This is a genomic window from Chitinimonas sp. JJ19 (assembly GCF_036961565.1).
In the GTDB taxonomy this organism is placed as follows: domain Bacteria; phylum Pseudomonadota; class Gammaproteobacteria; order Burkholderiales; family Chitinimonadaceae; genus Chitinimonas.
Genome location: NZ_JBAMDD010000003.1, coordinates 207,368 through 221,218, shown reverse-complemented (window position 1 = coordinate 221,218; position 13,851 = coordinate 207,368). Strand labels below are relative to the sequence as shown.

The 13,851-nt window shown below is 59.9% G+C and carries 8 protein-coding genes; 7 read left to right on the top strand and 1 reads right to left on the bottom strand.

Annotated features, from left to right (window positions below; all coding sequences use genetic code 11):
• Window positions 1-14: 14 nt before the first annotated feature.
• On the bottom strand, window positions 15-3,989 hold the full coding sequence (locus V7714_RS05440; RefSeq protein ID WP_335708800.1) for a PAS domain S-box protein: 3,975 nt from the start codon (window positions 3,987-3,989) through the stop codon (window positions 15-17).
• A gap of 261 nt (window positions 3,990-4,250) precedes the next feature.
• On the opposite strand from V7714_RS05440, the gene V7714_RS05435 reads away from it, so the two are divergent.
• From V7714_RS05435 to V7714_RS05405, 7 genes are all read left to right on the top strand, one after another.
• Window positions 4,251-5,096 (top strand): TetR/AcrR family transcriptional regulator, encoded by an 846-nt coding sequence (locus tag V7714_RS05435; RefSeq protein ID WP_335708799.1) that lies wholly within the window; start codon window positions 4,251-4,253, stop codon window positions 5,094-5,096.
• A 4-nt stretch (window positions 5,097-5,100) separates the two neighbouring features.
• Window positions 5,101-6,282, top strand: a complete 1,182-nt coding sequence (locus tag V7714_RS05430) for an efflux RND transporter periplasmic adaptor subunit (protein ID WP_335708798.1) — start codon at window positions 5,101-5,103, stop codon at window positions 6,280-6,282.
• A 42-nt stretch (window positions 6,283-6,324) separates the two neighbouring features.
• Entirely contained in the window at window positions 6,325-9,624 is a 3,300-nt protein-coding gene (locus V7714_RS05425; RefSeq protein WP_335708797.1) for an efflux RND transporter permease subunit, read from the top strand.
• A gap of 203 nt (window positions 9,625-9,827) precedes the next feature.
• Window positions 9,828-10,505 (top strand): YIP1 family protein, encoded by a 678-nt coding sequence (locus V7714_RS05420; protein ID WP_335708796.1) that lies wholly within the window; start codon window positions 9,828-9,830, stop codon window positions 10,503-10,505.
• Between the two features lie 77 nt (window positions 10,506-10,582).
• On the top strand, window positions 10,583-11,794 hold the full coding sequence (locus V7714_RS05415; RefSeq protein WP_335708795.1) for an efflux RND transporter periplasmic adaptor subunit: 1,212 nt from the start codon (window positions 10,583-10,585) through the stop codon (window positions 11,792-11,794).
• Window positions 11,791-12,504: an ABC transporter ATP-binding protein gene (locus V7714_RS05410; protein WP_335708794.1), complete on the top strand. Its 714-nt coding sequence runs from the start codon at window positions 11,791-11,793 to the stop codon at window positions 12,502-12,504. The genes V7714_RS05415 and V7714_RS05410 overlap by 4 nt, the downstream gene beginning before the upstream one ends.
• A gap of 8 nt (window positions 12,505-12,512) precedes the next feature.
• Complete coding sequence (locus V7714_RS05405; RefSeq protein WP_335708793.1) at window positions 12,513-13,724, top strand: ABC transporter permease; 1,212 nt, start codon at window positions 12,513-12,515, stop codon at window positions 13,722-13,724.
• Window positions 13,725-13,851: the final 127 nt, after the last annotated feature.

Below are 13,851 nucleotides of genomic sequence, written 5' to 3'. Positions count from 1 at the left end.
TTGTGCCGGCCAACTCATGCCGGAGAAGACACCCCCACCGCCCTGTTCCGCCCTGCATCCTTCGCACGGTAGAGTGCACGGTCTGCTCCGGCCACCAGATGGTCCGGCGCAACCCCCAGCAAGGGTACGACCGAGGCCAAGCCTATGCTGACGGTCACATGCGGACTGGTCAGCGAAAAGGCATGGGGAATAGCAGCCTCAGCCAGCCTGAGCCGGATATGTATCGCCACCTCCATGGCACCGGCTTCGTCGGTATCGGGCAACAGGATGGCGAACTCCTCGCCGCCGTAACGGGCAGTGAAGTCGCTGGCGCGGGTGACCGCACCGCGCAGTATCTCGGCCACCTTGCGCAGACATTCGTCACCCAGTTGGTGACCATAGCCATCGTTGTATTTCTTGAAATGATCCACGTCTATCATGAGCAGGGCCAAGGCCTTGCCGCTGCGGGCTGCGCGTCCCCATTCAGCACGGAGGCGCTGATCAAATGCCCGCCGATTCCCCACCCCGGTCAGCCCATCCTGCTGGGCCATACGGCCCAGTTCCATATTGGCGTCCATCAATTGCTCATTGGCCGCATTGAGCGCGTCCTGGGTGGCCTGCAGCTCGTCGATGTTTTCCAGCAATTTCTCTTCAAATGCCTTGCGCTGCGAAATGTCGCGCATCACACAGGTAAACAGCCGCTTGTCACCCAGCTTCACCTCGCTGATAGTCAACTCCAGTGGGAAGGAGCTGCCATCGGCACGCTGGCCATCCACCTCGACCCGCTGCCCTATCACCTTGCCGCTATGGGTACCTGTCTCGATATACTGGCGGAAGCTGTTGCGATACTGCTCTGCCAGCACCTGCGGCAACAGCATGAATATTTCTCGCCCCATGACCTTGTGCAGCCTATAGCCGAACACCGAGCTGACCGCAGGGTTGAGTGCCTGGACGACCGCATTGTCGTCCAGCACCACGATTGCGTCCTGCACGCTCTCCAGAACTGAATTGAGGGTGGCTTCGTCCTCTATCATCTTGGCTTCCATGGCACGCATCTCAGTCAGATCGTGCACGATGGTCGCGGTGAAGTTCGGCTCTCTTCCGCCCATGCGGGGCGCCACTATCAGTTGTCGCGTTTCCAATGTGCGGCCATCGGGCAGGATCATCTGGGTATCGCCACTCCATGGCCTGCCCGCCAGCGCCTGCGGCAAGGCCACGCGGCTGATCAGTTGGTAGGCCCATTCAGCCCAGCCCAAACGGATGGTAATGCCGTCCAGCGCAGCCTCCGGTGCTATACCCCGCATACGCCGCCCGGCCTGGTTCAAATAGATCAACTGCCCATCCAGATCACTCATGCCCACCATGTCAGGCAATACTTCGACCACGGCATGCAGCCTGTCCCGCTCTTCTTCCAACCGCTTCTGCTCGCTGATGTCGTAGGCGATACCCATGGTGCCCAGCGCCCTGCCCTCAGCATCACGCCTGACGGTTAGCGTCAACAGTACCGGTATATGCCGGCCATCCTTGGCGACATAGGTCCACTCCCGCGTGCTGACGCCATCGGCAGAGAGTAGCGAGACGGCCTCGAACAGGCTGGCATCCGGCTGTATGGCGCGCCCCAGCTCCTGGCTTAGCTGGGCAGCCATCCGGCTCATATTGGCCGGCTCATGGAACAGCATGGGCGTGGCGCGTCCTATCAGTTCGTCAGCTGCGTAACCCAGCATCTGCTCGCCTGCACGATTGAGCAGGCTGATCTTGCCGCTGGCATCGGTCGCCGCAATCATATAGGGCGCCGAATCCAGGATATTGCGCTGCAAGGCCTCACTACTGGCCAAGTCCAATGCCGCCTGCTTACGGGCCGTAATATTGCGGCTGGTCAGGGTAATGCCCCATCCCATGGGCACCACCCGGTTCTCATACCAGCCTGGCTTAAGGCCGGCATGCTGCAAGTAGTCCTCTTCGACAAAGGGCTCGCCCGATTCCATGGCCCTGACGTAGCGATCGAAATAGCCAAGCTCGCGGGCTTCCGGATTGATTTGCGACTGTAACTTGCCAATAAACGCTTCGCGTTGCATGCCAACAGCGCTCAGGCCAATCTGGTTGGCCTCAACATAGAGAAAATCAACGATACGGCCCGTTTCGTCCTTGACTGCCTCAAGCACGAAAACCGCATCAAGGCTGCCACTGAACACCGCGCGAAACAGTTCCTCACTACGCGCAACCCGCGCCTGTATGCGGGCCATATCGGTCACATCGCGGGCAAACAGTATAGCGCCATCGAGGTTGCCCTCGTCGTCACGCAGTGGCGCAAACGAGGCGTCAAACACCCGGCGCGATGGCCCCAAGGTCAGGCGTACCTGCGTTTGCCTGCCTTGCAGGGCATGGGCAAACTGGTTCATCAGGTTGGTCTGGTCTGCAGGGGAGCGTGCCATCCAGTCGTATAGCTGTGTACCCAGGGCCGGTACGTCCCGGTACATGGCACCAAAGGCCTGCCCCAGCGCGGGGTTGGTCAGCGTCACACGCAAGCTGCGATCCAGTGCCAGGATAGGGTCGCCGCTACCAGTCACCACCCCTTGGACCAGTTGCAAGGCATTGGCCAGTTGCGCCTCATGATCCTTGCTGGCCTGGATATCGGCAAAACTCAGAATGCAGGCCATGGCTCGCAGCATCGGCCCCGGGCCCTGCGATACCATGCAGGCAACCCAGCGACGACTGCCATCGCCCAGGCGCAGCTGCATCTCCAAATTGGGCGCCTCCCCGTCCTCGAGAAACTTCGCCATTACCGCTTGCAGGCGCACCTGGTCTGCCTGCTCCAGCAAACTCCACCAGCCCTGCCCCTTGGCCAATGCTGGATTCATGCCGGTGAGGCGTACCCAGTTATGGTTGAAGAAATAACCCTCACCCGCCTGATCCAGCACCACGACGCCTAGTGGCGCCTGTTCCAGCAAAGCCAGGAATACCTGCTCGCGCGCCTGTCGTGCCTCGCCCTTCAAGGCGCTACTGGCCAGCAGCACCCCGGCAATCAGCGCCAGGGCCAGCGCGCCGCCGCCAAACAACAGGCTCAACCGCATGGCACCGTCTTGTGCCTGCACCAACGCCGCATCATCATAGTGATTGAGCAACCACCAGTGCTGTGGACCAGAGCCCGTTGCAAAGGGCAGACGTAGGCGCAGCAGGTCTGCCTGGCTACCAGGGTCGTTCGGCGTCAAGCGGCGAAAACTCCAAAGACCTTGCTCATCGCGGTAGTAACCAGCCGTACCGCTGCTGATGGCCGTCCATAGACCCGGGCGTAACTGGCTCAGCAACCTGCCTTCACCGGTAATGGCACCGAAGTTGTCACGTTCTTGCCCGCCACGCAGCCATTGCCCCGAGGCATCAAGCAAGGCCATGTGCCCGCCGCCACCCTCGCCCAGTTTGTCCAGAAACTGGTTGGCCAGCAGATTGACCACCAGAACACCGCGCTTGACGCCGCTGCCATCGTAGAACGGGGTGGCGAGACGCAGTGTGGGCTTGAAGGGTCGCTCTATCTGCCCATGCTCGATATTGAGATCCAGGCCCGAGAGGTAGATGCGCCCCCGTGCCAGCCCAACGCTATCCCTGAAATAATCGCGATTGGATTTATCCTGCAGGGTTTCTTCCGGCATGACCATCGGAGAACCGCGATTCAGGTTGACCCGCAATCGCTCGCGCCCCTGCAGGTCGATCAGCCGTATCTGGTCATAAACCGGCTTGTAGCTGAGATAGCTGAGAAAGTGCTCCGCATGTGAACCCCATTCCTGGGGTGGACGGTCAACCCTTAGGGCGAGCTCCGGGTCATTGGCCAGCAGCATCAAATCAACCGCCGCCGCCGTCACTGTCCCATACAGATCGCGCTGGGTAGCCGCCAGGTGCACATCTGCCTGGCGCGCAAGATCCTCCAGCGCTTGCTCGCGTTCTGTGCGCCAAAGCCAAAGCGTCGCCAGCAGCGCCAATAGCAACAAGGGCACGAATGTGCGAAGAAACAATCGCATCCACAGCCTGCGTGCTGAGAGCGTGGTATCAGAAAGCATCCGTCCAATCCGGGCAAATAGACTGTTTATATATTCGATTCTTGTACATTGCAGTATAGGTGGCGATGCACAGGGTTTCTCTCAGCCTTATCGCCTGCAGTATGTAGCTGGCACGCAAGCGCGTAGCGACCAGCATTTCGGCCTGCGCTGCCAAGCGGTGCTTTACATTTCGGGACATCAAACCATAAAATACCGGTCAGTATGCTTATTGGAGTACCGGCCTTGAACCGATCTGTCACCCCCGCCGCTGTCGAGCTGGACATACACGAGGCGCGCCAACGCGCCATTGCGGCCTTGCGCCAGTTGAGCCAGACCCGCCCTGCACCGGATGTGAACTATGGCGAGATCGCAGCCGAAGCCGGCCTCCCCTGGCAGACCGTCAAGCGATTGCTGGGCCCACGTGAAGAGTTCACTGCCTTGCTGGACGGTGGCGGGCCAGAACTGGTGGATACCCGTGATCGCATCCTGGATGCTGCCGCCCGCGTATTTGCCAACAAGAGCTATCTTGGCGCATCGCTGGATGAAGTGGCAGCCGATGCAGGCCTGACCAAGGGTGCCGTCTACTGGCATTTCAAGAGCAAGAGCGATCTGTTCTTTGCCCTGCTCGACAGCCGTTTCCAGCAGGAATACGACGAGCACCTACCAGCCGCCCTGGCACGTGATGCCGCCCATACCGACCCCAAGGATGGCCTCAAGGAACTACTGGGTGGTGTAGTAGACCGAGTCAAGCAAGATCCGGACTGGCCCCGCCTGTTCCTGGAGTTCATGGGTCAGGCGCGCGACCCTGATGTACGTAACCGCCTGGCCACCGCCTATCAGGATTCCTGGCGCATGTCGGCCGGGCTCATTGCCCATCAGCATCAGTTGCGCGGGCAGCAGCCGCCGGCCGATCCCGAGTTGCTGGCCATCTTCTGGAGTGCCCTGATGGACGGCCTGATCATGGCCTGGTTGGTCAACCCCGAGCGTATACAACTCGACAGCCTGATGCCGCGCATGGTGGACATGCTCTGGCACGGCCTCGCTCCCGCTCCCGAATTCACGTCATCCCCTGCTATTGAGAAGGAGTAAAGCCATGCAAGCTCTCCGCCCCCGCTTTAATCGCCGCACCCTGGTCATCGGCGTCGTCGCTGCGCTGACGCTTGGTGGCATCGTTGCCACCCAGACGGGCCGTGCTGCGCCCGACAACCAGAAGAAGTCCGAAGCCCCCAAGGTATTCGAACTGTCCTCGTCTGACCTGGCTATTGTGGCGCACGGCGAGTTGAAGCAGCCGGTGCCTTTGTCGGGCAGCCTGAGCGCCGTGCGTCAAACGGTCTTGTCGTCTGATGTCGAGGCTGTCGTAGCCGAGGTCATGGTGCGCCCCGGCGAAACCGTCAAGGCAGGCCAAATGCTGGCCAAGCTCGATACCCGCGAACTGAATGACCAGTTGCTCGCCCGCTCGGCCAACCTGGATCGCACACGCGCTGAACTGAAACTGGCAGAGAAGAATCGCGCCCGCAGTGCCGATCTGCTCAAGCAGAACTTCATCTCTCCCAATAGCCACGATGCCGCAGAGAACCAGTACGCGGTAGCACTGGCCCAGGTCAAGGCAGAGGAAGCCCAGGTCGCCATCGCCCGTAAAGCATTGGGCGACGCCACCGTGCGTGCACCGTTCTCCGGTGTGATAGCCGAGCGGTCGATAGAACCTGGCGCCCGTGTGGGCGTTAGCCAGAAACTGTTCAGCCTAGTCGATCTGGCCGAACTGGAGTTCGAGGCCAAGGTGGCCATGGCAGCCCTACCCCAGATCAAGCCCGCGCAGGATGTCGTTCTGCATATAGAGGGCTTCACCACCCAGCAGTTCAAGGGCCGGGTCGAGCGTATTGCCCCTGTGGCCGATAGCGGCACCCGCATGGTATCGGTGTATGTGCGGCTGAAGAATACGGACGGCATCCTCAAGGGCGGCATGTTTGCCCAGGGTGAAGTGGCCGTTGCCACCGCAAGCGATACCGACATGCTGCCCCTGTCCGCCATCCGCGGCCTGGAAAGCAAGCAGCCCTTCGTCTACACGATCGAAGGTGGCAAGGTAGTCGAACGCAAGGTGCAACTGGGTTTGATCAACCAGCTCAGCAAGACAGTAGCGATTGCCAGCGGCACCAAGGCAGGGCAGCAGGTCATCATTGCCAAACTGGAGAACATCAAGCCCGGCCAGCAGGTCAAGTTGCCCGGTGAGGCCGATAAACCGGCCGCCAAGCCGGTTACCAGCAGCAAGCAAAGCTAGCCAGCCTGCACTTAATCCCAGATCAAGGAAGGAACCCCACTCATGTGGTTCACCCGTATCAGCCTCCAGAACCCGGTATTCGCCACCATGATGATGGTGGCGCTGGTGGTGCTCGGCCTTGCCGCCTACTGGAAACTACCCGTCGAAGAAATGCCCGACGTGAAGTTTCCCTTTGTGGTGGTGGTGACCAGCTACCCCGGTGCATCGCCTGAAATCGTCGAAAACGAAATCTCTCGGCCCATCGAGGAGAAGATCGCGACCCTGTCGGGCATCAAGCATGTTTCGTCATCGTCCTATAACAGCCAGTCGGTGGTGGTCGCCGAGTTTGAGCTCAGCATAGACACCGAAAAAGCCTTGCGTGACGTACGTGAGAAGGTCGACGAGGCCAAGGTCGAATTTCGCGAGGAGATCACCGAACCGCAGGTCATTCAGGAGCGTAGTGATGACGAAGCCGCCATCTCGATAGCCTTGACCAGCGATAAGCTGACCATGCGGGAAATGACGGTCAAGGCCGATCAGTATGTCCGCCGGCAATTCCAGACGCTCAAGGGTGTGGGCTCAGCCGAGATCGTCGGCGGCGTCGCCCGACAGGTAAGGGTGGAGCTGGACCCGCAGAAGATGCGGGCGCTGGGTGTGGGAGCCGATCAGGTCATCAGTGCACTGCGTAGCGAGAACCAGGAAGTACCGGTCGGTAACATCGAGTTCGACAAAACCGAGCGGGTGGTTCAACTCAAGGGCCGCATCAAGAATGCGGAGGATTTCCGCAACGTAGTCCTGAGCCGTCGTGATGGCCAAGTCATCGTGCTCGGTGATGTGGCAACCGTAATCGACGGCGCCGAGGAAGAGACCTCGCTGTCGCTGGTGAACGGCAAGCGTGCCCTGTCGATCGACATCCGCAAGGTGGATGGCGCCAATACCATCGAGGTCACCGATGGTGTCAAGGCCATGACCAAGAAGCTGAACGAGGAGCTGGCGGCAGAAGGCTTGAGCCTGATGGTGATCAACGACTCGTCCAAGGGTATACGTACCTCCCTGGCTGACGTGAAGGCCACCCTGTTCGAGGGTGCACTGCTCACCATCCTGATCGTCTGGCTGTTCCTTGGCTCCTGGCGCTCGACCGTGATTACCGGCCTGACCTTGCCTGTAGCCCTGATCGGTACTTTCTTCTTTCTGCAGGCCTTTGGTTTCTCGCTCAACGTAATGACGTTGATGGCCCTGTCGCTGTGCATAGGCTTGTTGGTGGACGACGCCATTGTGGTGCGCGAGAACATCGTGCGGCATATAGAAATGGGCAAAGGGCACTACCAGGCATCGATGGAAGGCACCCAGGAAATCGGCTTGGCCGTACTGGCCACCACACTGACCATCGTGGCGGTATTCCTGCCTGTGGGTTTCATGGGCGGCATCATAGGCAAGTTCTTCTACCAGTTCGGCATAGCCGTCTGCGCCTCGGTGCTGATCTCCATGCTGGTGTCGTTTACCCTCGACCCCATGCTGAGTTCTGTATGGCACGATCCGCACGCCCATGGCATGCGCCACAAGGGCTTCTTCGGCCGCATACTGGATGGCTTCGAGGGCTGGATGGACAAGGTGTCAGCACTCTACAGCCGTGTCATACGCTGGGCCTTGGGCGACCACCGCTTTGCCCTGCCCCGCTGGCTGGTGCTGTTGCTTTCGGTAGCAGCCTTCCCCATCACCCTGCTGGCACTGATCACCCGCCCGCGTGCACGCGCCTGGCTGATGTCCGGCTTCCGGGGCAAGCCGACCTGGTCGCACCGCTTCGTGGTGTCGCTGATCGGCCTGTCGTCGGTGATCGTGGCCCTGATGTTCCCTGTCATGGGCTGGGTGGGCGGCGAATTCCTGCCCAAGTCCGACCAAAGCCGTGTCTACATTGATTTCCGTACCCCCATCGGTACTGCCCTGGACTACAGCACCAGCAAGGCCATGCAGGTAGAGGCCGCGCTGGCCGAGTTCAAGGAAATCGAGGAGATCTACACCACCATAGGCAGCAACAACAAGCACATCATCCGATCCAATATCAAACTGGTCAGCAAGAAAGAGCGTGAAGCGAGCCAGGAAGAAATGGTCAAGCGCATCCGTGCCCGTATCGAGCGTATCGCGGGTATCGAAGTACGCAGCGTGCGTGGGCCTAGCGGTGGCGGCGGCGGCGCACCGGTACAGATACAGGTGCAAGGCAAGGATCTCAATGAGCTCAAGCGCATTGCCGAAACCATTGCTGAGCGCCTCAAACGCATACCGCATCTGACCGAAGTACAGACTTCGCTGCGGGCCGCCAAACCGGCCATCGATATTGAAGTCAACCGCGAGATGGCGGCCCAGGTCGGGCTGTCGGTAGGCCAGATCGGGCAAGCCTTGCGTCCACTGATTGCCGGCGATGAAATCACCACCTGGAAGTCGCCAGACGGTGAAAACTACGATGTGATACTGAAGCTGCCCAAGTCCAATCGCCGCATCGCCGAGGATCTGGCTGAGCTACCCATCTCCAGCCATGATGTGGATGCCCGTACCGGCCAACCCATCATGATACCCCTGGGGCAGGTAGCCTCGGTCAAGGATAGCGGTACGTCGACCTTGATCGAACGGCGTGATCAGTACCGCAACGTCACCATCAGCGCAGAAGTCGAAGGTGTGCCGGTGGGCTCGGTGCAGGGCGAGGTGAAGAAGGTGCTGGAGAGCATACAGATGCCACCGGGCTACCGTCAGGTACAGGAAGGTGACAACGAGTTCATGCTGGAATCGGCGGGCTACGCTGGCATTGCCATGCTGATCGGCGCCGTGTTCATCTACCTGGTGCTGGCCTCGCAGTTCGGCAGCTTCCTGCAGCCTCTGGCCATCATGATGTCCATGCCACTGAGTCTGCTGGGGGTATTCCTGGCACTGAAGGTCTGGGGCTCTACCCTCAACCTGTTCTCCATCATCGGCATCATCATGTTGATGGGGCTGGTGACCAAGAACGCCATTCTGCTGCTGGATTTCGTCAATCGATTGCGTGAGGAAGGCAAATCGCGCTTCGACGCGGTGGTCGAGTCGGGTCGGGTACGCCTGCGCCCCATCCTGATGACCACCTTTGCCATGATAGGCGGCATGCTGCCGCTGGCCCTGGCCTTGGGCGAAGGGTCAGAATCACGCGCACCGATGGCACACGCCATCATTGGTGGGGTGATTACCTCCACCCTGCTGACCCTGATCGTGGTGCCGGTGTTCTACACCTATCTCGATGACATGGTCAGCTGGTTGAAGGGCTTCTTCGTCAAGCCTGCCGATGGCAAGCATGGCCCGGTTGAGCTGCAGGTAGCCGAGCAACCAGGCAGCGGCCGCTGATCGAAGCGTATGCGCCCTCCCACACGGAGGGCGCATTCAATCCCGGTCTGTCGTCATTCGAGTACATTTTCCGCCATTCCATCGCATTCAATCTCACGGCATAGCCGTCTATCGCTAACATCCAGCCCGTTCCTGATGCTGCAGACGGCACTGCCAGATAACGCGGCCTGGATCACCCCATAACAAAGGCAATAGAGGACATCATGCAACTGATCAACGTTTTTACTGAACCCGGCAAGCTGTTCGAGCGACTCAAGGAAAAACCTGATGTCCTCCTGCCCATGGGCCTGTTCATCCTGGTCAGTTGCCTGGTCATCTTCTTCTACTTCAGCCGGGTGGACACCGACTGGATGATCATGCAAACCCTTTCGGCCAATGAGGACATGAAGCCGGCTGATATAGCGGCCGCCAAAGAGCACATGAGCGGCAACATCATGATGATCAGCGGCCTGATTGGCGCTGCCTTGGGCATACCGGTGGTCTACCTGATCATGGCGGTCTACTACATGCTGGCCGGTAAGGTACTGGGCTGCAAGGACGAGCGCTTTCTCGCCTGGCTGTCATTCTCGCTCTGGTCATCCATGCCGCAACTGCTATCTGGCCTGGTTGCCCTGGTTGGGATTTTCGGCATGTCGCCCGAAACCACGCTGCAATCGCTGAATCTGACCCACCTGTCGCCCTTGTTGCTGGACTTGCCCAGCAGTAGCCGCTGGTATGCGCTGGCTACCAGCGTGGACTTGCTGAGCATCTGGTCCATGGGCCTCGCCGCCATCGGCCTGCGCAGTTGGACAGGTAGCAGCTGGACATCCGCCATCATCGTCGCCGCCCTGCCCTCTGTGGTCATCTATGGCATCTGGGCTGTGGTCGTCGCCGTGATGTAAGCCCCCAAACTGCGGTGCAGGCGATAGCCTGCACTGCTTCTGTTTACAACTTGTCCGCATTTATTACCGAGACATCGATGAAGCTTCCTTTCAAGAAAAAGTGGCTGGGCCTGATTGCCGTCGTCGGCATCATTGCGGTTCCCCTGGTGGTCAAATCCAAATCCGGCGGTGATGGCAAGCCGGTGGACATCGCGATTGCGGCACAGCAGGAGATCAAGCCCACCATCCTGGCCTCAGGCAGCCTGACCTATCGCACCGAGGTTGACCTGCGCTCTGAAGTCACGGCGCGCGTGCAGGAAATCCTGGTAGCAGAAGGCGACGATGTGAAGGCTGGACAACTGCTGCTGCGGCTGGACCCGGAAAGTTACCGCAACGCCATCGAGCGCGAAGAAGCCGGGCTGCGACAGAGCAGCTTGAGCATAGAACAGCAGCGCACCGCACTGGAGCTGCGCCGCATCCAGTTCGAGCGTACCCGCAAGCTGTTTGAAGCCCGCATGGTTGACCATTCCAAATTCGACCAGGACAAGAACCAGTTGCAGCTGGCCGAAGTGGAGCTGAAATCCAGCAAGGAGGCCTTGCGCCGCGCCGATGCCGTGCTGAAGGAGGCGCGTGAGCAGCTGGGTAAGACTGAAATCCGTGCCCCGATGGCAGGCCGCGTTGTCAGTCTGCCCATCAAGGTCGGCGAGACCGCCATTCCTTCCATTTCCAGCCAGGCCGGCGCCCAACTGCTAACCATTGCCGATACCTCGGCCATCCAGGCAGAAATCAAGGTGGATGAGGGCGATATCGCCAAGGTCAATGTTGGCCAGGCCGTCGATATCTACCCGGCAGCGTATCCCGAGACCGCCTTGAAGGGCCTGGTAGAGAAAGTCGCATTGGCCAGCACCACCGAAGGCCAAAGCCGAGCCTACAAGGTCACCGTCAGCCTGAAGCCGGATACCAGCCTCAAGCTGCGCTCGGGCATGAGCGCGCGGGCCGAGATATTCTTGAGTGATGGCAGCAAGCGCCTGGCTGTGCCGGTCGAGGCGGTCATCACTGAAGAGAAGGAAAATGCCAAGACCACCCAGCGCTTCCTCGTACTGGCGCAGGACGGCAAGGCCAAGCGGGTGGAAATCGAGCTGGGTACGTCCGACGACCGCTGGCAGGAAATCACCAAGGGCTTGAAGCCGGGTGACAGCGTAGTGACAGGTCCAGGCAAGACCCTGAATGAGCTGAAGAATGGCGACCCGCTCAAGGCCAATGAGAAGAAGGCCGACAAGAAGAGCAAGAACAAGGATGAAGCCGAATGAGTCGGGCCTTGATAGAGCTGTCGGGCATCGTCAAGCGCTACCGTATGGGCGACACCGAGTTTGAGGCCCTGCGCGGTGTGGACCTGCAGATACAGCGTAACGAATACGTGGCACTGGTCGGTCCGTCCGGTTCAGGCAAATCCACCCTGATGAATCTGCTGGGCTGCCTGGATACCCCTACCACTGGGCGCTACACGCTGAACAATCGCGATATCGGCACCCTGCGCGATGATGAACTGGCCGCCATACGCAACCAGGAAATCGGCTTTGTGTTCCAGAGCTTTCATCTGCTGCCGCGCATGACAGTGCTGGGCAATGTCGCACAGCCGCTGGTGTATAGGGGCATACCACTCAAGGAGCGCGAGCGGCAGGCGGCAGAGTCATTGCGCCGGGTTGGCCTGGGCGACAAGCTGCAACACCGGCCCAACCAGCTGTCAGGGGGGCAGCGCCAGCGCGTGGCCGTGGCCCGGGCACTGGTAGGTAATCCTTCCCTCCTGCTGGCCGACGAGCCGACCGGCAACCTGGACTCCCGTACCAGCGAGGAAATCATGGCCCTGTTCGATGCCCTCCACCAGGATGGCCAGACCGTGGTGCTGGTCACGCACGAACCGGATATTGCCGCCCATTGTCAGCGCACTGTACGCGTCAATGACGGGCGTATCGTATTTGACAGTGTCGCCCACACCACTGCCAGCGAGGTGGCCGCATGATTATCGTCATGATTGAATCACTGCGTGCCGCCATGGCCAATATCCTGGCCAATCGCTTGCGCAGCTTTCTCACCACCCTGGGTATCCTGATCGGTACCGCTGCTGTGGTCGCCGTAGTGGCCCTGATGCAAGGCTTTGCCCAGTCGATCTCCGCCCAGTTTGCAGACCTGGGTGGCGGCTCGCTCAAGGTGGAAGCCCTCAATACCCGGGAAAACCGGCTGAGCGGTGACTATCGCTACTTGAAGGATTCCGACCTGGATCTGTTGCGCTACCGGGTGGAAGGCGTAGGGCACGTGGCTCCCGTCATGGCAGCACCACTGGGTACCGCCAGTCATAGGGCCGAGACGGCCACGCCATTCGTATTGGGCATTACCGCCGAATACCAGATGATAGAACGGCGCTTTACCCGCCTGGGTCGCTTTCTGGTACCAGCTGACAATGACACCCGTCGCCGGGTAGTCGTCATTGGCGACAAGGTGCGGGAGGATCTCAAGCTGCCCGACAATCCGGTCGGCAGTTACATACAGCTGGGTCGTGAATGGTTCAAGGTGGTAGGCGTCATGGAATCCCGTGGCGAGGTCTTTGGTTTCAACCAGGACAACTACGCCCTGATTCCTTTCGAGACGGCCAGGGCATTGACCGGCAACAAGGCCAAGGTGGATTTCGAGATTAACTTCACCACCTCGCAACTGGATGAGGTTGAAGCGGTCAAGGCCAGGGTAACCCGCGCCCTGCGCATCAACCACAACCTGAAGTTTGATGAGGAGGATGACTTCGAGATCCAGTCACCGGATCAGATCGCCAAGACCTTCGAGAAGATTACCAGCATGGGCACTCTGGTGCTGGGCGGCATCGTCGGTATCTCCCTCTTGGTGGGCGGCATAGGCATCATGACGGTAATGCTGGTATCGGTGACGGAGCGGACGCGCGAGATCGGGATCCTGAAAGCCTTGGGCGCCACCCGACGCGATATCCTGGTGCAGTTCCTGATCGAAGCCGGTTTGCTCAGTCTGATCGGCGGCCTGATAGGTATCGCCATCGGCTATGGTCTGGGGCATGGCGTAGCAGCATTGATACCTAACTTCCCACCGGCATCCGTGCCGCTGTGGGCCAGCCTGGGGGCCGCAGCCTTCTGTGCCGTGGTAGGCGTGGTGTTCGGTATCATGCCTGCCTCCAAGGCCGCTAACCTTGATCCTATCGAGGCCTTGCGTTACGAATAACCGTTATTGCCGGCCCGGCAAGTAATACATGGCCGACCCTCGCCTGCCACGCAATGCCTCTGCGTGTTCAGTTATGGTCGGCCATGCCAGCATGTGCAGAAGACAGGCGGAAGCATACCGCCGCGCT

Excerpts from the sequence above, each read along its gene's own strand:
- V7714_RS05440 (WP_335708800.1), bottom strand. The coding sequence starts at position 3,989 with ATGCGATTGTTTCTTCGCACATTCGTGCCCTTGTTGCTATTGGCGCTG.
- V7714_RS05430 (WP_335708798.1), top strand. The coding sequence starts at position 5,101 with ATGCAAGCTCTCCGCCCCCGCTTTAATCGCCGCACCCTGGTCATCGGC.
- V7714_RS05425 (WP_335708797.1), top strand. The coding sequence starts at position 6,325 with ATGTGGTTCACCCGTATCAGCCTCCAGAACCCGGTATTCGCCACCATG.
- V7714_RS05420 (WP_335708796.1), top strand. The coding sequence starts at position 9,828 with ATGCAACTGATCAACGTTTTTACTGAACCCGGCAAGCTGTTCGAGCGA.
- V7714_RS05415 (WP_335708795.1), top strand. The coding sequence starts at position 10,583 with ATGAAGCTTCCTTTCAAGAAAAAGTGGCTGGGCCTGATTGCCGTCGTC.
- V7714_RS05410 (WP_335708794.1), top strand. The coding sequence starts at position 11,791 with ATGAGTCGGGCCTTGATAGAGCTGTCGGGCATCGTCAAGCGCTACCGT.
- V7714_RS05405 (WP_335708793.1), top strand. The coding sequence starts at position 12,513 with ATGATTGAATCACTGCGTGCCGCCATGGCCAATATCCTGGCCAATCGC.